The sequence below is a fragment of the Xanthomonas sp. BRIP62415 genome (genome assembly GCF_003993515.1).
In the GTDB taxonomy this organism is placed as follows: Bacteria; Pseudomonadota; Gammaproteobacteria; order Xanthomonadales; family Xanthomonadaceae; genus Xanthomonas; species Xanthomonas euroxanthea.
This window is the reverse complement of sequence record NZ_QEZH01000006.1, coordinates 178,629-200,819: the sequence shown is the minus strand read 5'-3', so window position 1 is coordinate 200,819 and position 22,191 is coordinate 178,629. Positions and strand designations below refer to the sequence as shown.

The 22,191-nt window shown below is 61.5% G+C and carries 16 protein-coding genes and 1 pseudogene; 8 read left to right on the top strand and 9 right to left on the bottom strand.

What is annotated here, in order from left to right:
- Positions 1–50 precede the first annotated feature (50 nt).
- The 4 genes from EO141_RS01165 (at position 51) to EO141_RS01145 (ending at position 3,769) form a co-directional block, all read left to right on the top strand.
- On the top strand, positions 51–770 hold the full coding sequence (locus EO141_RS01165; protein ID WP_241236599.1) for a hypothetical protein: 720 nt from the start codon (positions 51–53) through the stop codon (positions 768–770).
- A gap of 171 nt (positions 771–941) precedes the next feature.
- A complete protein-coding gene (locus tag EO141_RS01160) occupies positions 942–1,340 on the top strand; it encodes a hypothetical protein (RefSeq protein ID WP_241236598.1) in 399 nt (132 codons plus the stop codon).
- 20 nt (positions 1,341–1,360) lie between these two features.
- Positions 1,361–2,239 (top strand): hypothetical protein, encoded by an 879-nt coding sequence (locus EO141_RS01155; RefSeq protein WP_127168312.1) that lies wholly within the window; start codon positions 1,361–1,363, stop codon positions 2,237–2,239.
- Between the two features lie 432 nt (positions 2,240–2,671).
- A complete protein-coding gene (locus tag EO141_RS01145) occupies positions 2,672–3,769 on the top strand; it encodes a hypothetical protein (RefSeq protein WP_127168311.1) in 1,098 nt (365 codons plus the stop codon).
- A gap of 61 nt (positions 3,770–3,830) precedes the next feature.
- Here EO141_RS01145 and EO141_RS01140 read toward each other — a convergent pair.
- From EO141_RS01140 to EO141_RS01110, 6 genes and pseudogenes are all read right to left on the bottom strand, one after another.
- Positions 3,831–4,264, bottom strand: a pseudogene (locus EO141_RS01140) (transposase); the annotation flags it as partial.
- Positions 4,265–4,763: 499 nt separating this feature from the next.
- Positions 4,764–7,424: an ATP-binding protein gene (locus EO141_RS01130; RefSeq protein WP_127168310.1), complete on the bottom strand. Its 2,661-nt coding sequence runs from the start codon at positions 7,422–7,424 to the stop codon at positions 4,764–4,766.
- A gap of 276 nt (positions 7,425–7,700) precedes the next feature.
- Positions 7,701–10,388, bottom strand: coding sequence for a pyruvate dehydrogenase (acetyl-transferring), homodimeric type (gene aceE / locus EO141_RS01125; protein WP_127168309.1), 2,688 nt, complete (start codon positions 10,386–10,388; stop codon positions 7,701–7,703).
- Between the two features lie 527 nt (positions 10,389–10,915).
- Positions 10,916–11,917, bottom strand: coding sequence for an arabinogalactan endo-1,4-beta-galactosidase (locus tag EO141_RS01120; RefSeq protein WP_127168308.1), 1,002 nt, complete (start codon positions 11,915–11,917; stop codon positions 10,916–10,918).
- A gap of 970 nt (positions 11,918–12,887) precedes the next feature.
- A complete protein-coding gene (locus EO141_RS01115) occupies positions 12,888–14,213 on the bottom strand; it encodes an XVIPCD domain-containing protein (protein WP_127168307.1) in 1,326 nt (441 codons plus the stop codon).
- Positions 14,210–14,869 (bottom strand): hypothetical protein, encoded by a 660-nt coding sequence (locus tag EO141_RS01110; RefSeq protein ID WP_127168368.1) that lies wholly within the window; start codon positions 14,867–14,869, stop codon positions 14,210–14,212. The genes EO141_RS01115 and EO141_RS01110 overlap by 4 nt, the downstream gene beginning before the upstream one ends.
- A gap of 234 nt (positions 14,870–15,103) precedes the next feature.
- Here EO141_RS01110 and EO141_RS01105 point away from each other — a divergent pair, with 234 nt between their 5' ends.
- The 4 genes from EO141_RS01105 to EO141_RS01090 all read left to right on the top strand — a co-directional run bounded on the left by EO141_RS01105 (position 15,104) and on the right by EO141_RS01090 (position 18,760).
- Positions 15,104–17,056 carry a SpoIIE family protein phosphatase gene (locus tag EO141_RS01105; protein WP_208415359.1) on the top strand — a complete coding sequence of 651 codons (1,953 nt, stop codon included), beginning with the start codon at positions 15,104–15,106 and terminating at the stop codon, positions 17,054–17,056.
- A complete protein-coding gene (locus EO141_RS01100; RefSeq protein WP_104649290.1) occupies positions 17,053–17,484 on the top strand; it encodes an ATP-binding protein in 432 nt (143 codons plus the stop codon). Before EO141_RS01105 ends, EO141_RS01100 begins: the two co-directional genes overlap by 4 nt.
- On the top strand, positions 17,481–17,900 hold the full coding sequence (locus EO141_RS01095) for an STAS domain-containing protein (protein ID WP_127168306.1): 420 nt from the start codon (positions 17,481–17,483) through the stop codon (positions 17,898–17,900). Before EO141_RS01100 ends, EO141_RS01095 begins: the two co-directional genes overlap by 4 nt.
- 239 nt (positions 17,901–18,139) lie before the next feature.
- A complete protein-coding gene (locus EO141_RS01090) occupies positions 18,140–18,760 on the top strand; it encodes an HAD hydrolase-like protein (protein WP_127168305.1) in 621 nt (206 codons plus the stop codon).
- 168 nt (positions 18,761–18,928) lie between these two features.
- On the opposite strand, the gene EO141_RS01085 is transcribed toward EO141_RS01090, so the two are convergent.
- The 3 genes from EO141_RS01085 to mdcH all read right to left on the bottom strand — a co-directional run bounded on the left by EO141_RS01085 (position 18,929) and on the right by mdcH (position 22,158).
- Positions 18,929–19,648 (bottom strand): GntR family transcriptional regulator, encoded by a 720-nt coding sequence (locus tag EO141_RS01085; protein WP_127168304.1) that lies wholly within the window; start codon positions 19,646–19,648, stop codon positions 18,929–18,931.
- A 79-nt stretch (positions 19,649–19,727) separates the two neighbouring features.
- Positions 19,728–21,083, bottom strand: coding sequence for an SLC13 family permease (locus EO141_RS01080; RefSeq protein WP_039523211.1), 1,356 nt, complete (start codon positions 21,081–21,083; stop codon positions 19,728–19,730).
- 154 nt (positions 21,084–21,237) lie between these two features.
- Positions 21,238–22,158, bottom strand: a complete 921-nt coding sequence (gene mdcH / locus EO141_RS01075) for a malonate decarboxylase subunit epsilon (protein ID WP_127168303.1) — start codon at positions 22,156–22,158, stop codon at positions 21,238–21,240.
- Positions 22,159–22,191 lie beyond the last annotated feature (33 nt).

Genomic DNA, 22,191 nt, shown 5'->3' with positions numbered 1-22,191 from the left:
CAAAGACGTTTTTTCGACGCGTAATCGCCGAGGGAAGCTAGATGAGTTCAATGGATGAAGTAGCAACGGAACGCAGCGCCGCCGTTGATGGAGAGGCAATCACGCTCACAGACCCCAGCTTTCCCTCGCTATCTGCAGCAATGGCTCACTACACCCAGGTCACCGAGCAGAGCCGCGCCGGTCCGGTCGAACGCTGGAGCTTGGCGATCGGCTTGATCGGTGCGGGCGTTGGTATCTTGGCTGGCACATTGCTGAGCGGCAAGGTAGGCGTGTACTTAGCGGCCACAGGCCTGGCGGTTGAGTTGGCAGGTTTTCTGGTCTACGGCGTGCTCTCGTTCAAACGCGAGTGGCCGAGCTTCCGCCGCCCATACGCGGATCACGCAGAGCTGATGGAGCGGGAGTTCCACCAGTATCAATCGATCGTTGCGTCGCTTCGCAGGTTTCCGCTGGAACAACGCCGCCGGCGCGAGGCATTTATGCGTGACCGTCGCACCAACATGCACGACCGTCTGGGGCTGTTTACCGGTGGAATGGAGAAGCTTGGCTTCATGCCTGTCCTACTTGCCCTGTATCTCCAGCTGAAAGATTGGCGCATAGGAGACTGGACGGTGTTGAGCAAGATCACCCTGACGCAGGGCGTGCTGGCCTTCATACTGTTGTTTGCCTTTGCGATGTCCTGGCATCTTGTACGCTTACGTATACGCGTGCAGTCGTACGAGCAATTATTGGCTGAAGCAAATCGTCAAGACAGCGCCCCAACAACTACGTGACCGTCAAGCGCTGCAGCTCGAGTCGTGACTAGTAATGAGCTTGAACTGCCATGAAGGCATCGCACATTTACCGGCTTGCTGTTAACACCCAAGCGTGGCTGCGAGCGATTTTCGGTAGCCTGACTTCTAGCTTGCCGTGGTAGCAGGTGCTAACGTACCTCGTCAGATCCCATGCTGGGCATGAACATGGATATGAAAAGTAGACTGATGTTTGCTACGGGATTACTCGCACTCTCAACCTTGGCTGCTTGTGCAGGAGGAAACATGCGCTCTGATTACAAGAAGAATGATGTTCAGCCGGTCAAGATCGAAAAATCAGGCGATTCACTTCAAATCACGTACCACATGCCTGCAGAAAGCCTGTTTTATTCTCCCGGTATTGATTTCGTAAATGAGGGCGGCGTATTGCGTATCGCCATCCGCAGATGTGGCATCAAAGAGAAGTGTGATGCCATGGCGAAGGCTGCCTTGCCACCCGCTGAGCCTTGGACACCGAAGGTCACCGTACCGTACGGGGGCGAAAAGGTCGTACTGGTCTACGCAGACACCGAAGAGGCGTTTACTCCATAATTCAATCAAGGAGCGATGCAATGGGCACCGAACCGGCTAGTGAGCGCGTTGTGCTTGGAATACATAGCAGGGGTGGACAGGGCGGCCTGACCGACGGCCATGCCTGGATTACGGTCAAACGGGGCAATTCGCCCACAGAGTATTATGGATTGTGGCCCGACGATCATCCGATGGTGAAGGATAACGGGGCTGGCACCGATATTCGCTCCGGAATGGAAAAGACACAGCTTTCTGATGCAGACCGCTACTACGACCTGTCACCGGCTCAAACCAAAGCCCTCGACCAGGCGCTTCGAGAGAATGTCACGTGGGAACTAAACAACAACTGTTCTTCGTGGGCTAGCGAAACGGTTTCTCGCGTCACCGGGAAGCATATTGACGCGGGAACGTGGTTACCCACTGTGGAAACGCCCAACGCGTTGATCGACACCATTCGCGAGCTGGAGTCTCGACATCCGACGTCCCCGTCCACGCCTGAGGTAAACGCACCTGCGCGCGAAGGGCGATCAAGTAGCTCACTTGGGCAGAATGACTCATCGCAAGAACATAGCAACCCTCCGACCAACGCAATGACTGATCCAGGGCATGCTGGAAATCGTCTTTTCTCTGGACTACGGGAAGGGCTGCCTCAGCACATCTCCGATGAACGTGTCGCCTTCGCGGCTCAGCGTGCACACGAAGCTGGGATCACTGACATGTCAAAAGTGAGCTGCGTCATTGAACGCGACGGCGACGTGTTCATCGCAGGAACGACTCCTGGGTTTCGCGCATCGGTACTTGCGAGTGAGCAACCTCCCACCATCGAAAATTCTAGTACAGCGCTGGCCCAACATGCTGCTGCGCATGCGCAGCCTTTGATGGAACCCGATGCTCAGGCCATTAGCCCCAGAATGGTTTAGCAAGCTGATGAGACCAACCCGGTGCGTGCCCCCCACCTGACGATCCCGCGGCTTATCGCTGGTCTAGTTGCTCAACAAAATCTTGCCAAGCGCGGGCACTCCGCACTGACGCCACACCTTGTTGGCTTACGCTTAGCAACGGCCCGGTTGTGCAATACAACGCCTACCGCGCCTTTTATCGATGAGGCCCTGTCCGACGACCTGCTTGCCAGCATCCGCCTTCATCTACAACGGCAGCGAGCCCGGCCACGACGCCTTTCGCGCGATGCTCGAAGTCAAGACCCGCAGCCTTGCCGGCGTTAGGCCCGCGGATCGGACACGCAAATCGTGCGATCGACTCATAATTTGACCCTACCCCTTTACTGAATTCGTCGAATACACCAAATCTCTAGTCAATTTTCAATTAATCACCACCATCTCACAATAGATCAAATGAGCGCCTCGAACCAATACAGCCCTTCGGCTGCCGCAAAAAACTGGAAATTTAATATTATTCGGAGCCTGAAATATTGCAAGGAGCACGGATGGCTCCTTAGCGCGGGAATTGCCTTACTAGCTGCGGTTAGTGTGTTCAACTATTCAATGCGGGAAAATGTACCTATCAACCTCACATCCGCATCGGCAATAGCTTCACTTCCCGCAATATTTGCTGCCATCGCGTGCGTAATTATTTTACTATCAAGCTTCATCCTGCTACCCACTGCCATCACCTTTATACCGCCAATTGCAGGACGCCCGACATCAATAGCTAGGCTATTTAGTGGCAGACCAAAGATTCGGATCAAAGCACGAAAAAGTTTACATTTAGCGCTTATTGTGCCAACCATAACAACTTCAATAATAATATTCTCTTTTAGCTATTACAGCAACGCGGAGAATTCGCTGTTCGGCCTTGCCGTTCTATCCTCTATTATTCTCTCGGTTACCTCGTTCATTAGGATTATAGGCGGAAAAGGAAATAGTTTTTTACCGAATATCTCTCTCGATTTTCTGGCTGTCTCGATAGCAGCATCGTTGATCCAAATTCTTACTTGGCTATCTGTTCTGAAATTCTCATTGACTTTAGTCACAGACGAAAAAAATTGGATTCCGGGATTTTTTATAGTTTCTATTGTTGCAGCTTTGACTCTTACACTCCTACAAACCTTCGCTGCAGCAGGAGTATCACAACTACTTGCCAGCTCAAAGCCTCTCAACCATCTATCCTTAATAATTTCCGCTATCGTCTTGGCAATGTGCGCTTTCCCCCCGACCGGATCAATGTTGGCTGGATTTGTAATGCAATCGATGGCTTCAGGTGGCCGCAGCTGCGTTGTAATCAAGTGGTCTAAATCAGGACTTGAAGATCCTACGCTTCCATCACAACGCGACAAAAAAAGCAGTATCGCCCTCAAACTGATGGCAGTGGATGGAAGCGATTACCTCGCCAGAGCAAATAATTCTAAACAGAAGGAGATTCAACGAATTCCTATCTCCTCAGTTCGCTCTATGTACGAGTGCCCCTCAGACAACCCGAACAACGAAAATTAATAATATCCCAACCGTAACGGATTGAGGCTAATGGGGTCGGGTTCTAAGGTATCCACGCGTTCTACAACACAAGCATCCTCTGCGGGGGCACTGCTTCGGGCAGTGTACGCAAGCGCTCCAGCCACCGTGCTACCGTTTCCACCAGCCAGCGTCTGACCAACGCCTCGCGGCCGACACGCAGTGGGAATAGAGCTTGCGGCGACTGTCGCGTGGCGCTAGCCATTAGACAATACTGGTGGACTCGCATCCAAGTCCAGCCAGCTGGCGAATGTCGCCAGCGCATTGATCAACAACAGAATTTGCAGCTGCTGACCGTGGCGGGTCAAACTATCTTTCATTGCTTGGCCGCAGCGATGCGACTTCAGATCACGAAATGGGAGCTCGGTCTGCATCCGTCGTGCATACACATTCACCAACTACTTTGCGCTGGGTGCTTGCAACTTGGTAGATGTAAACGATGAGGCATGGTTCGCTCTCACGCGCTGCACTTTAAAGACATTTAAAGAAAAGGAGGCAATTAACCCATCTGAATTTCCCCGGCAGGACAACCACGCGGACGGCACGTCGTTGGCCTTCCCAACGCGCGCTCCACCATTGCCTGGAAGCGCGGGTTGCCCAAGGCATGAGGTGGAGGCAGATTGACTGTCCGTCATCTGGGGCTAAACGCGCATGAAGCCATCGTGCCTAAAAGACACCCGCTCGGCTGCATCGCAGCCCAGATGCAGATAGACCTTGTACGGCGTGATGAGTTTGCTTTTCGCGCGCCCCAGATGCGTGTGCACGCTTGACCAGCAGCACTCGGCTGGAAAGCCACCATGGGGCTCGTACCGGATTGAGTTCGATCCGGATTGAGTTCGATGTAGCGCAAGACCGTGAGCACATACGGTTCGGTCTGCACCAGGCAGGACTTGGACCGCCCCTGCATCGCCGCGCAGGCCTGTACAACCGGTTCGCTTAATACCTCCGTCCCGTTTGCCTTTGTGCTTCTTTGCCCTCAAGCTAGAGACTCATCGTCCTCTTCGACCAATTCCTGCAGTGACTCTTGAGCTTCCAAAGAGCTTTCAACGTGGAACATGACAGAGCCAACCTGAGCAAGCCACTCTTTTGAAAATTTAGATTTAACCGTTTCCGCGGCCACTACGCCCCCTATATCCATATATGCATATGCAAAAGCTCGGCTAGACGAATTCTTTGCCTCTCGTATTACATCTTCGAAAGAGACAGCTTCATGAGCTGGCTTACCCATTTCATAGACAACCCAGCCCTCACCCCTAAAAACTTCGTCAAGCTTTCTAAACAAGTATTGTGGAAGACCGCCCTTCTTTTTTAGGGCGACATCAACCGCGTCCGATATAAATACTCGCATACCCATTACACGCTCACTAGCTAATGGACTTTGAAATCCCCACCAGCCCTGTCCGTCTAGGATAGTCCTAATAAATCCGACACTTGCGCCAGCCCCGGAACTATCAACGACCAATGGGATAACACTTCGCCCTGTGAGGAATGATGGATCAACCTTTCCGATGTATCCATCGAAAGTCGAACTATCGAATAACTCAAGAACAAAAGTCGGTGTATCAATTGATGAAATAATTGCACTCTCAAGGACGAACCAGCCCTGAGGACCCAACCCAATTAGGCTTGCCCGGTGCGTCCGAAATTTTCCTGCAACTTTCCTAGCAGCCTTTATTGCCCGCCCAATATTTTCAGGAGAGCTCTTTATGCGAAGCGCACCAATCATCTCTCTCGCATAGCTTTCTGCAATTGACGATTCAAGCAGATCCTGAAAAGGATAGGTCTTTTCGACTATGCCATCACGCTGAACGTTCAAGGGCAGTCGTCCCGACTTGTCATTCACCAACAGATCGGGATGCCCCACTTTAAATTCAACACCCCCCGATGACAAAGAGATTTTTGGTAGGTTGCGACTATAGTTATCCGAGCAGACGTAAAGCCCATTGCAGTAGAGCGAGGAACTTCGACGTAACGGCAAGTCGTAACTCCAGAATATCGATTCAAAATCAGGCACATCTACTGGCGTCCATACACTACTTTGTGACACAAGCGGTTCGGCGACCACATACTTTGAAGTTAACTCGCGCCAGCCACCACTTTCATGAATCCGGCATCGCACTTGAGGGCTAGCGTATGCATACCATTGATAGAACTCTACTTCTGACTCTGCATCAGAGCCAAGTTCATCCACCGACTTCCCCGAAAGCTGCACAGAAATGCTGGTCCCGATATCTGCAACGAGTCGCTTCACCTCAATGAGATCATCATCGAGAGACACAGTGAACTTGTATCCAAACCCCGTCGTATCTTGAAAATGTCGAGTTGTCACCGCAATAACGGGACCAACAAGAAAGGCAGCCAAAGCCCCAACACCAAACCTACCGGATCTCCTGATCTTAGATTCGCCTGATTCTTCAGAGTACTCTCCCGCCCACCATTTGCTTTTTCTAAACGAAGCGCCTGCCCGCAAAAAATATTCTTCCAGGATCTCGAGCGACATACCTACGCCGTTGTCCGTGACCCGTAGATAAGCGTCTTTCTTGTTTGCAATGTCAAGTTCGACCTCAACGCTCGGAACAAAGCCGCCCGACGACAACTTAAGCTGTTGATGGTGCATTTCTGTAACCGCATCAATAGCATTCTGAATAATCTCGCGAACGCCAATCGATGGGTCATTCCCATAAAGAGGTCCAACGAGAAGATGCAGTAGCTCGGCAGAAGCCGTTGTCAGCCTTAACTCTTTTGGTATGTAGCCTGGCTTCGAGTCTCGTTCAAACTGATCGGCGTCATCAAGATTGGAAACAAGCCGCCGAACTGTCAGACTTAGATTACTCAGAGTGTCGAATCGACCATAGACCTCCCCGAGCAAAGCCCAAGACTCATCAAGCTCGCGTTGAAGATCTCTAAATAACGCCCTTAACCCACTGAATATAACAACATCTTTTGGTACGGCAACCACATTCAGCGCTTCAGGATCATCTCCCAGCTGATGCAGCTCCAGAACAGCATGATGCTTGGCCCACTCGGACCTCGATAACGGGCTCTTCAAGCCTCTTAACTGAAGAATTTGCGTAGGCGCGCGGGCCGAATCGATTTGGATGTAATCCGCAATTCTTAGAAGCGCCATTACAAAAGGGCAGTGAATCTCCAGATATCTTCGCCTTGAAATTCTTGGCAAGACGTCTGTGGCGGATCGGATCGCCATGTTATGGCTTCTTGCTAGCAGGCCAAATATATCCCGACGCTCCAGGTCGTAGCCTACGAAAGGATCAAACACTGGCGATCCACTACTTCCAGGAACACCAGCCAGTGCAATCTCATGAGCCAACCTTGCGTGGTTTCTGCGTAGAAATTCCCCAACCATCATCTTCTGTCGATCACTTATATTCCTACAGCTTCCGATTGTCTGCGCGGGCTCAGTATCTCCAAAGACTGACATTAGCTTCTGCGAATCCCACCTTAATGCTTCCTGTTCGAATTTAGCGAACTCTTCTGGCCAAGGTCGTTCCGCGCCAATGAGAACAGAAGCCGGGGAGACGTTATCTAGAAGCGCAAAAAAACCATCCAGAGACAAATGCATTGCACAGTCATGTAGAAGAACCGCGGCGATCAGCGCTTCGACATTTTCAGCCGGCATCGAGGCCCAGGTCTGGCTAGGTATGAGACTCTCAATCGATCTCAAAACATTTGTAATGTGCGCTGGACCATGGTCGGTATATTCAAAGAAGAATGGCGTCTTGTTGTCTGCGAGCCAAACAGAGAATTCCCGAACGGCGTTGTAGACGCGCCCATCGATAGGGCTATCTCGTAAGACGCAACTCAGCTTCGGAGGAATCTCAATCTTTATGCTGTACGGCTGTGCCACATCGCCCCCTTTGCTTATATAAAAAAGGCGGCCTAAGCCGCCTTTCCATCAAACCCCAACAGGATTCGCCTTCTCAGGATCAATCTTGTACTGCTTGATCGCCCGGGCCACATCCTTCCCCGTCATCTTCCCATCCTTAGCAAGCGCGGCAATCGCCGCGTGTGCGATGTAGTAACGGTCGACCTCGAAGAAGCGGCGCAGGTTGGCACGCGTGTCCGAGCGACCGAACCCATCCGTGCCGAGCACGGTGTAGGTCATCGGGACGAAGGCGCGAATTTGGTCGGCGAAGGCGCGCACGTAGTCGGTTGCGGCGATGGCCGGGCCCTGGCGGCCTTCCAGCAACTGGGTGACGTAGGGCTTGCGCTGTTCGGCCTCCGGGTGCAGGCGGTTCCAGCGTTCCACGGCGTAGCCGTCGCGGCGCACTTCGTTGAGGCTGGGGCAGGACCAGATGTCGGCGGTGACGCCGAAGTCCTTGTCCAGCAGCTCGGCCGCGGCAATGGCTTCGCGCAGGATGGTGCCGCTGCCCAGCAGCTGCACGCGCAGCTCGCCCTTCTTGGGCTTGCCGGCGTCCTTGAGCAGGTACATGCCCTTGATGATGCCCTCGGCTGCGCCGTCCGGCATGCCGGGGTGGGCGTAGTTCTCGTTCATCAGGGTGATGTAGTAGTACTCGTCGATCTGGTCTTCCATCATCGCCTTCATGCCGTGCTGCATGATGACGGTGACTTCGAAGCCGAAGGTCGGGTCGTAGCTACGCACGTTCGGGATGGAGCCGGCGATGACCTGGCTGAAGCCGTCTTCGTGCTGCAGGCCTTCGCCATTGAGCGTGGTGCGGCCGGCGGTGCCGCCAAGCAGGAAGCCACGCGTGCGCATGTCCGCTGCCTGCCAGGCGATGTCGCCCACGCGCTGGAAGCCGAACATGGAGTAGTAGATGTAGAACGGCAGCATCGGCACGTCGGACACCGAGTAGCTGGTGCCGGCGGCCATCCACGAGGCGATGGCGCCCGGCTCGCTGATGCCCTGCTGCAGCACCTGGCCGGTCTGGTCTTCGCGGTAGTACATCAGCTGGTCGGCATCGACCGGCTTGTACTTCTGGCCGAACGGAGCATAGATGCCGATCTGGCGGAACATGCCTTCCATACCGAAGGTGCGCGCCTCATCGGCCACGATCGGCACGATGCGCGGGCCCAGTTCCTTGTCGCGCAGGGCGATGTTGAGGCTCTGCACGAAGGACATGGTGGTGGAATAGCTGCGCTCGCCGCTGTCCTTGAGCAGGCGCTCGAACTTGTCGAGCGTGGGCGCCACGAACGACTTGCTGGCCTTGGGACGGCGCGACGGCAGGAAGCCGCCCAGCACGTTGCGGCGTTCTTTGAGGTACTGCACTTCCGGGGAATCTTCGCCGGGGTGGTAGAACGGCACCTGGCCGTCTTCCAGCTGGGCGTCGGTCACCGGGATGTTGAAGCGGTCGCGGAAGTGCTTGACCGCCGCGTCGTCCAGCTTCTTGGTCTGGTGGGTGGGGTTGAGCGCCTCACCGGCCGAACCCATGCCGTAGCCCTTGACCGTCTTGGCCAGGATCACGGTGGGCATGCCGGTGGTGTTCATGGCCTGGTGGTAGGCGGCATACACCTTGTGCGGGTCGTGGCCGCCACGGTTCAGGCGCCAGATGTCGTCGTCGGACAGGCCGGCGACCATGGCCGCGGTCTCCGGGTACTTGCCGAAGAAGTTGGCGCGCGTGTAGGCGCCGCCGAAGGCCTTGCAGTTCTGGTATTCGCCGTCGACGGTTTCCATCATCAGCTTGCGCAGCACACCGTCGGTGTCCTTGGCCAGCAGCGCGTCCCAGTAGCCGCCCCAGAGCAGCTTGATGACGTTCCAGCCGCCGCCACGGAACACGCCTTCCAGTTCCTGGATGATCTTGCCGTTGCCGCGCACCGGGCCGTCCAGGCGCTGCAGGTTGCAGTTGACCACGAAGATCAGGTTGTCCAGGCCTTCGCGGCCGGCCAGCGCGATGGCGCCGAGGGTTTCCGGCTCGTCGCTCTCGCCGTCGCCGATGAAGCACCACACCTTGCGGTCGGACTTCTCGATCAGGCCGCGGTTTTCCAGGTAGCGCATGAACTGCGCCTGGTAGATGGCGGCCAGCGGGCCCAGGCCCATCGACACGGTGGGGGTCTGCCAGAACTCGGGCATCAGCCACGGGTGCGGGTAGGAGGAGATGCCCTGGCCGTCCACTTCCATGCGGAAGTTGTCCAGCTGGGCTTCGCTGATGCGGCCTTCCAGGAAGGCGCGGGCGTAGATGCCCGGGGCGCTGTGGCCCTGGATGAACAGCAGATCGCCCGGGTGCTGGTCGCTGGGCGCGCGCCAGAAGTGGTTGAAGCCCACGTCATACAGCGTGGCGCTAGAGGCGAACGAGGCAATGTGGCCGCCCAGGTCGCCCGGCTTGCGGTTGGCCCGCACGACGGTGGCCATGGCGTTCCAGCGGATGATCGAGCGGATCTTCCACTCCAGCGCGGAGTCGCCGGGATTCTTGGCCTCGTTGGCCGGTGCGATGGTGTTGACGTACTCGGTGGTGGGCGAGAACGGCAGGTAAGCGCCGGCGCGGCGGGTCTGTTCGACCATGCCTTCCAGCAGCTGATGGGCGCGCTCCGGGCCTTCGACGTCGATGACGGCCTTGATCGATTCGAGCCACTCCTGCGTCTCGAGCGGGTTCGGATCGTTGTGCAGCACTTCGTTCAACCAGTTCATTAGCGCTCCCGGGGGGACACACCCCGCGGGTGTGTCGACATCGTGAATTCGTGAACCCCCAAGTGTACCGCACGCACCTGTTGCCATTCCTCGCTACGGGGGCGTATGGAATGGGACGGTGTCGTGCGTGGGTGGGGTACCGACGCCGGCTGGGGCGAGGATCCGGCGCAGCGAGCGCTGCCGGTGTACGACCAAAGGATAAGGGCCAGCGGCGGGCGGTTGCCGCCGGGTCCGGCGCGGAACGGACCGATGTAGGAGCGCACCTGGGCGCGACGGGGCTTTCCCGGCAACGCCCGTCGCGCCCGGGTGCGCTCCTACGAGGGGCGTGAGGTCTGGGGGGGGGGCGGCAGGCGGTCTCTGGCAGAACATCCGGCCATCCGCGCTGGCGAGCAGGTGCTGTCGAGGTAGCGATTGCGCGGCCAGTTGGCGTTTCTGCACGCCCAACGTAGGAGCGCACCTGGGCGCGACGGGCATTCCCGATAACGCCCCGTCGCGCCCAGGTGCGCTCCTACGAGTTGGCGGGTTGGTCAGAACGCCTGCAGGGCTTCGGTCAGCTGGCCGTTGGTGTTGACTGCGCCCATGGTGTAGCCCTGCCAGCCGGGGTAGGCGTTGGGCTCCCAATAGAACACGCCGAGCACGCGCGATCCGATGGCATTGCTGCGGCTGAGCAGGTTGGTGAGCATGGCGCGGGTAGTGGCGGCCTGCTGCCAGTCCATGCCGACCTCGGCCACCACCACGTCGCTGCCGTAGCGGGAGATCATGTCGCGCATGTTGGTGTCCAGGCGGGCGTTGTAGTCCTGCCAGCTGCCCACCGGTGGGTAATGCGACATGCCGATGACGTCCCACTTGCCGCCGGCCGAGCGCAGGTTGTCGAAGAACCAGCGAAAGTTGGCGTTGTCGTAGCCGTTGGCCAGATGCACGATGACCTTGGCGTTGGGGTACACCGCCTTGGTGGCGTTGTAGCCGCTGTTGATGAACTGGCCCAGGGTGGCGAAGTTGGGCGTCTTGCCCTCGTTCCACAGCATGCCGCTGTTGATCTCGTTGCCCACCTGCACCCAGCTGACGGTGATGCCGTTGTCCTTGAGGTATTTGAGGATGCCCTGGGTGTGGCTGTAGACATCGGTATTGAGCTGGGCGACGGAGTGGCCCGCCCAGGCGGCCGGCTTGGTCTGCTTGCCGGGGTCGGCCCAGCTGTCGCTGTAGTGGAAGTCGATCATGATGCGCATGCCCTGCGCGGCGGCGCGCTTGGCCTTGTTCAGGGTGTCGCGGCCATCGTTCCAGCCGCCGGACGGGTTGACCCACACGCGCAGGCGGATGGCGTTGCCGCCCACGTCCTTGAACAGCTTGATGAAGTCGGTGGTGTTGCCGGCCGCATCGCGAAACACCTGCGGCGGGTTGTTGGCTGCTTGCTGATTGAGCCAGCTGACATCGGCGCCCTTGGCGATGCCCTGCGCGCCGGCGCCGGCGCTGAGGCCACCCAGCAGCAGCACGAGCAGCAAACGGTGGTACCCCTTGCGAAAAATGCGCATGAAACCCTCTCCCTTGATCGATGGATGTCGCGCCACGTGGCGCCCTGCCTTTCCCCCCCTGGATCTCACTGCGTGTTGTGCGGCGATGCGGGCCGTGCCGCGATGCCACGCGCGCTGCAAGACGGTGGCGATTCCAGCACAGCGGCGCAATAAGGTCGCGCTCGCTATAGCTGCTGCGTGATTGCGGCATATCTCGCCCCGGCAAACGCCTTGCGCCAGCGAACTGGCGGTATTTTCACCAGTGCGTTGTTGTGCGGGTGCAACAGAGAAACGGCGCGGTAGTGCGCGATGCGCCTGCTACATGCGAACCGTTGCCACAGCGAAGACGCGTGGCCGGCTGGCCGCGACAGCACGTGGATATGGGCCCATGGCGTCGGGCCCGACATGCCACGGCGATGCGCGGCGGGCGTCCTGGCACTGGGACGAAGTGTTGGAGGCACACCACCACCGCATGCGCACCGCGCGCCGCACACAGCGGCATTGGACACCAGCTGATGGGAACCGCAGCAACACCGACTCGACCAAGGCTGCGGCGCTGCACGGCACGCTGGGCTGGCTCGGCTCGGCTCGGCGGCATCAGCCTGACGCAGGAAGACCCCCTCCTTCCTGATGCCCTGCCCGCTCGGCGCATTCGACAGGCTGGCCTTCTAGGATCATCAACGATGGAACGAAAAAACGCCGGGCAAGCCGGCGTTTCCTGTGCAACGTTCGATGGCGGTAGTTGGCCGTTTGGAGCGGCGCCACGTCAGGCGTGCTGGTCAGGCGCATGCATCGCATTGAGCATGCACCGCATCGAGAGTGGGTAACGGAACTTCGCAAACTCACATCGACTGAGTGCGGACGGCGCGCCCAGAACCGGCGCATGCGATTTGGCACGAGGCGCTTCCGGGCACCGGCCGCAGCGGCCGCGCCTGCCTGGCGGCTGCGCAGTGGTTGTCAGCCGCTCGAAGCCACGCATGCCTGCGCGCACTCAGCCCAGCGCGCGTGCGCCCTGCTGTTGTTGCTGGGTCTGCGTTTGCTGCTGCTCCAGCGCCACCGTTTGGCGGGCGGCGTTGTCGGCCACACGCTGGCTGCTCTGTTCCAGCGGCGTGTTCATCGCGGTCATGGTCTCCACGCTGACCCGCAGCTGCGCGGGGTCGTCCACGCGGCCCTGCACGGCGAAGGTGCGGGCGGCATCGGGGCTCATCATCACCGCGTCGATGCGCTGGCCGCCGGCGGCGTGCATTTCCGAGGCCAGAGAGCCGGACAACTGGGCACTCTGCTGGTCGGGTGTGCGCCCTGCGCGCGCATCCTGTGCCTGCACGCCGCGCTGCGCGTCCTGGAACAAGCCATTGCCCACATGCCCCGGCTGATCGATGCGCAGCGAGGTGTGCTCGTTGCCGTGCTCGCGCGCGTCGCGCTTGGCCGGCTCGCCCGGGGCGAGTGGGCCGCGAATGGCGTCGATGGCGTCCTGGCCGAGTCCCTTTGGGCCACGACTCAACAAGGTGATGCCGGCGCGGATCTCGTTCAGATCTGACCGGTACTCGTCGATCAGCCGCTCGTTCTTCGCGGCAAGCTGGAGGGCATTCGGGTCATTGAGGGGCGAGTGCTCGCCGAGAAAGTTGCCTAATTTATGGTAACCAAGCGAAGCGACCGACGCGGCAACGGGCGAATCAGGAATCAAAAAATTGGCCTGACTGTTGCTATAACCCGCCCCGCTCAGCGCGGCAATCTCTTGCGGCCTTGCGTAAATACGCACCTGCCCGAAATGGGGCGATGCCGCACTGACCGGATCGGAGGCCATCACGTGATTTACCACGTTGGTTCCGCCCTCGGGTATTCGATATGCAAGGCTGGCAGCACCGTATGAATTGAATGTCTCGCCTTTGAGATCGAAGTGGTGAGCTGCTACCTGAGCCAACGCGCCGCCCAGCGAATGACCGGTGACGCTGACTTCAGGAGCGTGTCCGCTGCGTTGCGCCTGCTTGTTCGCGTAGTCCAAGGCATGCTTGGTCAGCGCGATTGCATCAGCAGCCTGCGGATTGTCGCGATTGAACACCATCGAACCGTCGGCCTGCACGGCATCACGATAAATTTCTTCGGTGCCCCGATGCGCAACGACGATGTCTCCGCCACCTACGCGCTGATAAATGGTCCCCTGATAACCGGTCCTGCGATTGTTGACATGCTCCAGAACTTCATACGCCGCGTCGCCAACATCTAACCGCTCGCGATCGCCCGGCCGCCGTACACCCACCTCACGGTCGACGTACCCGTCGTTCGACAAAACCGCATATTGCTGGGATGTCGGCTTCATGGCCGTGCTTCCTTGGCGACAACGGTGACCGAAAACAGTTCCTCACGCAGCTCCGGCTTAAAATCTGCTGCGTTGGGCAGACCCATGTCGGCATAGTTTTCGATGTCTTCGCGCGGGTATCCGCCCTTCCAAAAATAGAGTGTCGCCGGCTTTCCGGAGATTACGTCCTTGGAATCGAGGAACGGGAGAAACTCTGTTTCTGCGGCTGCACCAGTCGCCTTCAACGACACGCGAGTGCCAGTCAATTCCCAATGACATACGCCACGGCCGTAGTAATCCTCGTCTTGCATGAGATCGAGGTAGATGGTGCCGCGATACTCCTGCTCGGAGACTTTCTGCAAAGCGAATGATTCGTTACTGGTAATGCGACGACCAACACCTGTTTCAGGGTGGATACGCCCACACTCGCTGTCGTTAGTAACATCGTATTGCGCATACCCATTGACAGCTCCGAACGCTCCCGGTGCTTTGTCGATCTTGACGGTGACCTCATACGCCTTGCGCGGGCTGGGATTCAACTTGGCAAGGCCGCGACCGCCCGCCTCCACGTCGGCTTCTGCGGCGGCCTCGGTTGCGGGGGATTGGGTCTGGGTCATGCTGGTCTCCGGGGCGTTACAGGCCGTAAGCAAAAGGGCCAGCAGGCTCGGGGTCAGAATCTGGCGCAAGGCCGGCCTCCATGGCGATAGGGGGAGTCAATCTAGTTCGCTGACCCGCCGGGGTCAATTTACGGCAGCTGAGGATGAGGCCCCCGTGAGCCAGTTGCCGGCCGGCGGAAAACTGCCATGATCGGGCCATCCGCCGCCAGGAAGCGCGTCATCGCCACCGGTCCCACATCGCCAGCCGACGGCGTGGCCGTCACCCCGCGGGTGCACTGGCGGCACAGCCTGCGCATGCGGGTGTTGCTGGCCGCCACCGCAGTGCTGGTGGTGTTGCTGGCGGTGCTGGGCACGGTGTTCTACCTGGGCGCGCGCGCCGAGCTGGTGGAGGCGGCGCGCACCGAGGTCGATGGCCTGACCGAGCAGACCGCGCGCAGCCTGGCGGCGATGCTGGATTCGGTGCAGGTGAGCGGCCGCACGCTGGCCGCCAGCAGCAGTGCGGTGGGGTTGCAGCCGTTCAATCTGCGCGCCCTGCTGCTGGCCACGCTCAGCGGCGACCCGGATATCGGCGCGGCGCGCCTGATCATCGAGCCGCGCACGCAGAAGGCCCGCGACACCGGGTTTGTCTGGTACGTGCATCGCGACGGCACGCGCGTACTGGAAAAATCGGTGCAGGAGCTGGGATACGACTACCGCGCGATGCCGTGGTACCTGCGCACCCAGCGCGAAGGGCGCGCGTGGTGGTCCGAGCCATATCTCAATCCCAATGGCGGCAGCGCGCTGTACACCAGCTACAACCTGCCGTTGCGCCGCCCGGGCGATGCGGTGGATGCCGCGCCGGTGGGCATGGTCAGCGTGGACCTGCCGCTGCAGCACCTGCGCGAGATCATCGACCAGCTGCCGCGCGACATCAGCATCCAGCCGATGCTGCTCTCGCCCGAAGGCATGCTGGTGTTCAGCCCCGACCCGGCGCTCAACCTGCGCTACACGCTGGAGCGGTACGTGGCGCATGCGCGGCCGGACCTGCTGCCGCTGCAGCGCGCGGTGGCGGCCGGCCAGCCGATCTCGTTCGCGCATACCGCCCCCGACGGTGAGCGCTTTCTGACCCATAGCGCGGCGGTGGGGCGCAGCGGCTGGACCTTTGTGCTGTCTGCCTCGGAAGGCTATGTGCTGGCGGGGCTGAACTGGCTGGCCGCGTGGGTGGCGCTGGCGGCAGTGCTGGGCGCGGTGGTGTGGTGGTGGTTGATGGGGCGGATCACCCGCAAGCTGACGCGGCCGATCGAGGAACTGACCGACACCGCCGAGCACTTTCGCCGCGGCGAATTCGACTACCCGCTGCCGCACATCGAACGCCGCGACGAAGTGGGCGTGATGGCGCGCGCGTTCGACAGCGCGCGCGATGCGATCCGCGACCACATCGCGCAGATCGGCGAGATGACCGCCGCGCGCGAGCGCATGCACAGCGAGCTGCAGATCGCACGCGAGATCCAGCAGGCGATGCTCCCCTCCGGGCGCACCTTCGACCGCGCCAATTCGCACCTGGAAACCTGCGCCTGGCTGGAGCCGGCCAAGGCGGTGGGCGGCGACTTCTATCACTTCGTGGAGACCGAGCCGGGGCTGCTGTGGTTCGTGGTGGGCGATGTGTCCGACAAGGGCGTGCCGGCGGCCCTGTTCATGGCGCGCGCGGTGAGCGTGCTGGAAATCGCCGCGCGCCGGCATACGCGCCCGGACAGCATCCTGATCGCCGCCTCCACGCGGCTGGCCGACAACAACGACACCTGCATGTTCGCCACGGTGCTGTGCGGGGTGATCAACGTGGTCAGCGGCGACTACTGGCTGGCCAGCGCCGGCCACGAGCCGCCGGTGCTGATCGACATCGACGGCACCGCGCGGCCGTTGCCGCTGGAGACCGGCGCGCCGCTGGGGATCGAGCCGCAGGTTGCCTACCCGGTGCTGCAGGGCCGCATGAGCGCCGGGCAGACGCTGCTGGGATACACCGACGGGGTAACCGAGGCGATGGACGAGCGTGGCGCCAGCTATGGGCTGGAGCGCCTGCTAGGCGCACTGCGGCCACGCCGCAGCGCGGCGGCGCAGTGCAAGGCGGTGATCGCCAACATCGCCCACTTCACCGGCCAGGCCGACCCGTACGACGACATCACCCTGCTGGCGATCCGGCTGCGCCAGGAGCATGCTGGGCGGGTCGCAGACGCTGGCCGGGACGCACCCGGAAAGGCAACGACCCGATGAAGCTCGATCTGGCCATCGCGCCCTCGCTGGCCCAGCTGGCCGGCGCCAACGACGCGCTGGAACACTCGCTCACGCTGGAAGGCCTGCATGCCGAGCGCATCGGCCAGGTGCGGCTGATCGTGGAAGAGCTCGGCTGCAATGCGCTCACCCACGGCCAGTGCGCCGAACAGCCGCTGCGCCTGCAACTGCAGCTGGACCCGCAGGCGCTGGTGCTGGAGATGCACGACCCCGGCAGCGCGTTCGATCCCAGCGCCGCAGTGACGCCGGACCTGACTGCCGAGCTCGACGATCGCGAGATCGGCGGGCTGGGGCTGTTTCTGGTGCATCAGTTCGCCGATCACATCGACTACCGCCGCGATGGTGCATACAACGTGGTGCGCGTCACCCTGCTCCATCCGTACGCCCCTGTCCCCGAGGCACTGTCATGACCACGCTCGCCATCCAGATCGACCCGCCGCAGGACAACCGTCAACGCGTCATCCTGACCGGGCGCCTGGACACCCATACCTACCAGGACCTGGACGCGGCGCTGTCGCCGCTGCTGGGCACGCTGATCACCACGCTGGTGCTGGACCTGACCGCGCTGGAATACATCTCCAGCGCCGGCATCCGCTGCATCTTCAAGGCGCGCAAGGCGCTGGCCACGCGCCAGGGCAAGGTGCTGGTGACCAACCCGCAGCCGCAGATCCGCAAGGTCTTCGACATGGTCAAGGCGGTGCCGCTGAGCGATGTGTTCGCCTCCACCGAAGAACTGGATGCCTACCTGGCGGCGATGCAGCGCAAGGTCATCGAACAGCATGCGCAAGGCGATACGCCGATCGTGCCGCATTTTGCCGAGGCCTGAGAGTCGCTGACGACGTATAGCCGACGGGCGTTGGGTGGATGCGCGTGTACCTGGTAGAAGTGCACGCGTGGTACGTGCCGATTCCCGGCATCGGACGCGCGCCCACCTGGCGATGATTGCAGTGGGTGTGCCGATCGCCTTGCGGCGTCGCCTCGCCTGCGCGCACACATGTGGGTGTGTCTGCGCGCGGCATGTGCACGGCAGTGGTTAGGCTATGCCGCCCTGATCCCTGCGTTGCAATGCCCAAGCTGATCATCTTCGATTTCGATGGCACCCTGGCCGACTCGTTCGGTTTCTTTCTGAGCACGCAGCGCGTGCTGGCCGAGCGGCACGGCTTCCGCGCCGCGCAGGCGCATGAAGTGGACGCCGCACGCCGCCTGAGCACCCGCGCGCTGCTCAAGCAATCGGGCCTGAGCAGCTGGCGCATTCCGCTGGTGGCCGCCGACTTCATCCGCCTGATGCGTGCCGCCCCGCCGATGGCCTTGTTCGACGGCATTGCCGCGGTGCTGCAGACCCTGCACGCGCGCGGCACCTGCCTGGCGTTGGTGTCGTCCAACTCGGTGGAGAATGTGCAACGCGCCCTGGGCGAGGAACTGAGCGCGACGTTCGCCGTCATCGACGGTGGCGCGCATCTGCTGGGCAAACAGCGCGCCTTGCGCCGCGTGCTGCGCGCCACCGGGCATACCGCAGCGCAGGCGGTGTACGTGGGCGACCAGGTCGCCGACTGGGAAGCGGCGCAGATGGTGGAGTTGCCGTTTGCCGCGGTGGCCTGGGGCTATGCGCATCCGGAGGTGTTTGCGGGATTGGCGGGCACGCAGCTGATCGAGCGCGTGGACGCGTTGCTCGGGTTGGCGGAGTAGGCCGTTTTTTTTTCGGTGGGGATTGGGGATTGGGGATTCGCTAGAGCGAGAAGCCTGCCGGTGCTGCGTGCGCGCGTGCCCTCATCCGCCCTTCGGGCACCTTCTCCCGGAGGGAGAAGGAAGCGTATGGCGTGCACTGAATGGTCGCCGGGAGCCACGCGCCGACGTCTACATCCCGCCCACGCGCGGTAATGGCGCCGGCACGTTCAACATGCCGCCCGCTGCCACATACGCCGCCAGGGCCTGCCCCTGGCTCAGCAGATGCCCGTGCATCGTGCGCTCGGCACCTTCAGCATCGCGGCGGCGTACGCATGCCATCAGCTCGCGATGCTCGGCCAGCGACTGCGCCATGCGCCCGGGCGTCAACAGCTGCCGGCCGCGGTGCATCTTGAGGATGCGGTGCAGATCGTGGGTGACGCGGATCAACCACGGGTTGCCGGCGTATTGCTGCACGGTTTCGTGGATCAGGTAATTGTTGCGGTAGTACTCGGCCAGGTCGCCGGCGGCGGCGGCGGCTTCCATCGCCGCGTGCAGCTCTTCCAGGCGTTGCACGCCGGCCGCGTCGATGCGCTTGACCGCATCGTGGGCGCAGCGGCCTTCCAGCATGGCCATCACCGGGAACAACTGGTTGAGGTCTTCCAATGTCAGCCGCGTGACCCGGCTGCCACGGCCGGCGTCCAGTTGCACCAGGCCTTCGGCGGCGAGCAGCTTGAGGCTCTCGCGCAGCGGGGTACGGCTGATGCCGAGCTCCTCGGCCAGCGCCGGTTCGTCGATCCATTCGCCCGGCGGCAGCGCGTAGTCGTAGATCTTCTGGCGCAGGCGCTCGGCCACTTCCTCATACAGCGGTACGCGCTTCTTGGCGCTGCGCGAATCAGGGGCGAGGGTCATGGCAGGCGGGTCGTCGATGCGGGCGTGGGGGCGCCCATTCTACGGGGGCGCCCCGATACCCTGCCGAACGCGGGCCGGATCACAGCCAGCCCGGCACCACGAACAGCAGCCAGGCCACCAACGGCCCCAGCAGCACCACCAGCCCGCTGTACACCAGGAAACGGCGGAACAGCGCGTCGCGTTCTTCCTTGGCGGCTGAGGCCACCACCAACGCACCGTTGGTGGAGAACGGGCTGACATCGACGATGGTGGACGACACCGCCAGCGCGCAGATCACCCCGGCCGCGCCGAGCTGGCCCTGCATCAGGAACGGCACCGCCAGCGGGATGGTGGCGCCCAGCACCGCCGCCGACGAGGCGAACGCGGACACGATGCCGCCGACATAGCAGACCAGCAGCGCCCCCAGCAACGGCATGCCGATATGCGATACGCCGGTGCCGATGTAGTCCACCGCGCCGGCTTTTTCCAGCACTGCCACGTAGGTGACCACGCCGCTGATCAACAGCACCGTGGACCAGCTGATGCCGTCCACCGCGCCCTTCTGCGCGCTGGGCGAGATCAGCGCCAGTGCCACCGCCACGGTGATCGAGACCAGGCCGACGTTGAGGTTGTAGACCAGCGCGGCGACGCCCAGGCCGAGCAGGCCGACCAGCGTGATCACCCGATCGCGCGTGATGGCCACCGCCTCCAGCGCCAACGGATTGGTCGACAAGGTGCCGCCACCGGCGGCCACCAGCGAACCATGCCCTTCGATCGCGAACGGGCGCTTGGAGGCCTGGTCGTCGGCCACCGCCACGTATTGCGCGTCGGCCAGCGACACCTCCTGCCGCCGCATCAGCTTGAGCCCGCCGAAGGCGCAGAAGCAGATGATCGCCATCATCAGGTTGAAGCCCAGGCTGGTGAGGAACACCGCCATCTCGGTGACGTCCAGCCCGGCCTTTTCCACCACCTTGTTGGTGATGCCGCCATACACGCTGATCGGCGAAAAGCCACCGCCCTGCGCGCCATGGATCACCAGCAGGCCCATCATCAGGGGATTGATGCGGTACTGCTTGGCAAAGCGCAGCGCCACCGGGCCGATGATGGCCACCGCCGCCGGCCCCAACGCGCCGAACGCGGTGAGCAGGCCGGTGATGACGAACATCACCCAGGGAATCGCCACGATGCGCCCGCGTACCGCGCGCACCGCCCAGTGCACCAGCAGATCGATGGTGCCGTTCTTCTGTGCGATGGCGAACAGATAGGTGATGCCGACCAGGGTGAGGAACAGGTCGCCGGGGAAGCCGGCCAGCACCTCCTTGCCGTCCAGCCCCACCCAGACGCCGCCGATGATGAAGGCCAGCGCGAAGGCCACCGCCCCCATGTTGATGGGCAATGCGGTGGCGACGATGAACATGATCACCAAGCCAAGAATCGTTGCAATTTGCGGGGTCATGCGCCCTCCCAGACACCTGATACGCGTACAGCACGGATGGCCACCCGCCACCCAAGGGTCACACCTGGTCAGACGCAGGGCGGCTGACAGAAATAAGGGGCAGCTGCCGGGCGGTTGCCTGCGCCACGCCCACATCGCCGCTCCTGGCGTTACTTCATGCCGCGCGCTCGCACGCGGCGTGGACCCACTCCACCACGCCCTGCGTGCTGTGGAAGTCCTCCACCGATCGCGCTTCGCAGCCCGGCACGATGTCGCGTGCCATGCGCGCCAATGCGCTGCCTGGCCCCAGTTCGAGAAACACGCGCGCGCCGCGTTCGGCGGCCTGCACCAGCACGTCGTACCAGCGCACCGTCTGCGCGATCTGTGCGGCCAGCGTGTCCACCACCAGGGCCTGCGTGGTGACGGCACGTGCATCGATGCCGGCCAGCACGCGCAGCCTGGGCGCGTGCACGGCCGCGTTGTTCAATTTGACCGCGAAGGCATCGGCCGCCGCACGCAGCCAGGGCGTATGCGCTGGCACGCTCACCGGCAACTGCGTGACGCGTGCGCCCTGCGCCTGCGCTGCATCGCCCAGTGCCTGCAGCGCAGCGTGCGGGCCACCGAGCACGGCATGGTCGTCGCCATTGACGATGGCGACGGCCGCGCCATGCGTCTGGCACAGCGCTTCGAGCACACGCAGCGGCAGGCCGGCCACCGCCATCAATCCGGCGTGGTCCGGGCTGGCCGCGTCCATCAGGCGTGCGCGGGTGGCGGCCAGCTGCAGGCAGGTATCGATCTCCATGCTGCCGGCTACCGCATGCGCGGCCAGCTCACCGACGCTGTAGCCCAGCACCAGCACCGGCGTGGGCAGCTGCGCACGCAGCAGCTGCCAGTGCGCCAGGGTGCCGGCGCACACCAGTGGCTGTGCAATGGCATTGGTGTAGCGGGCGTTGTCTGCGGCAAGCGTGTGTGCCGAGGCGCCGAGCACCTTGCTTGCGGCAGCGATTACCTCGGCCGCGGCCGGCGCATCGGCAACACGCGCGAACATCGCCGCATGCTGCCCACCCTGGCCGGGACAGAGCACGGCCAGGCTCATGCGGTGGCCTGCTGGCAGGTAACGCCGTGCGCC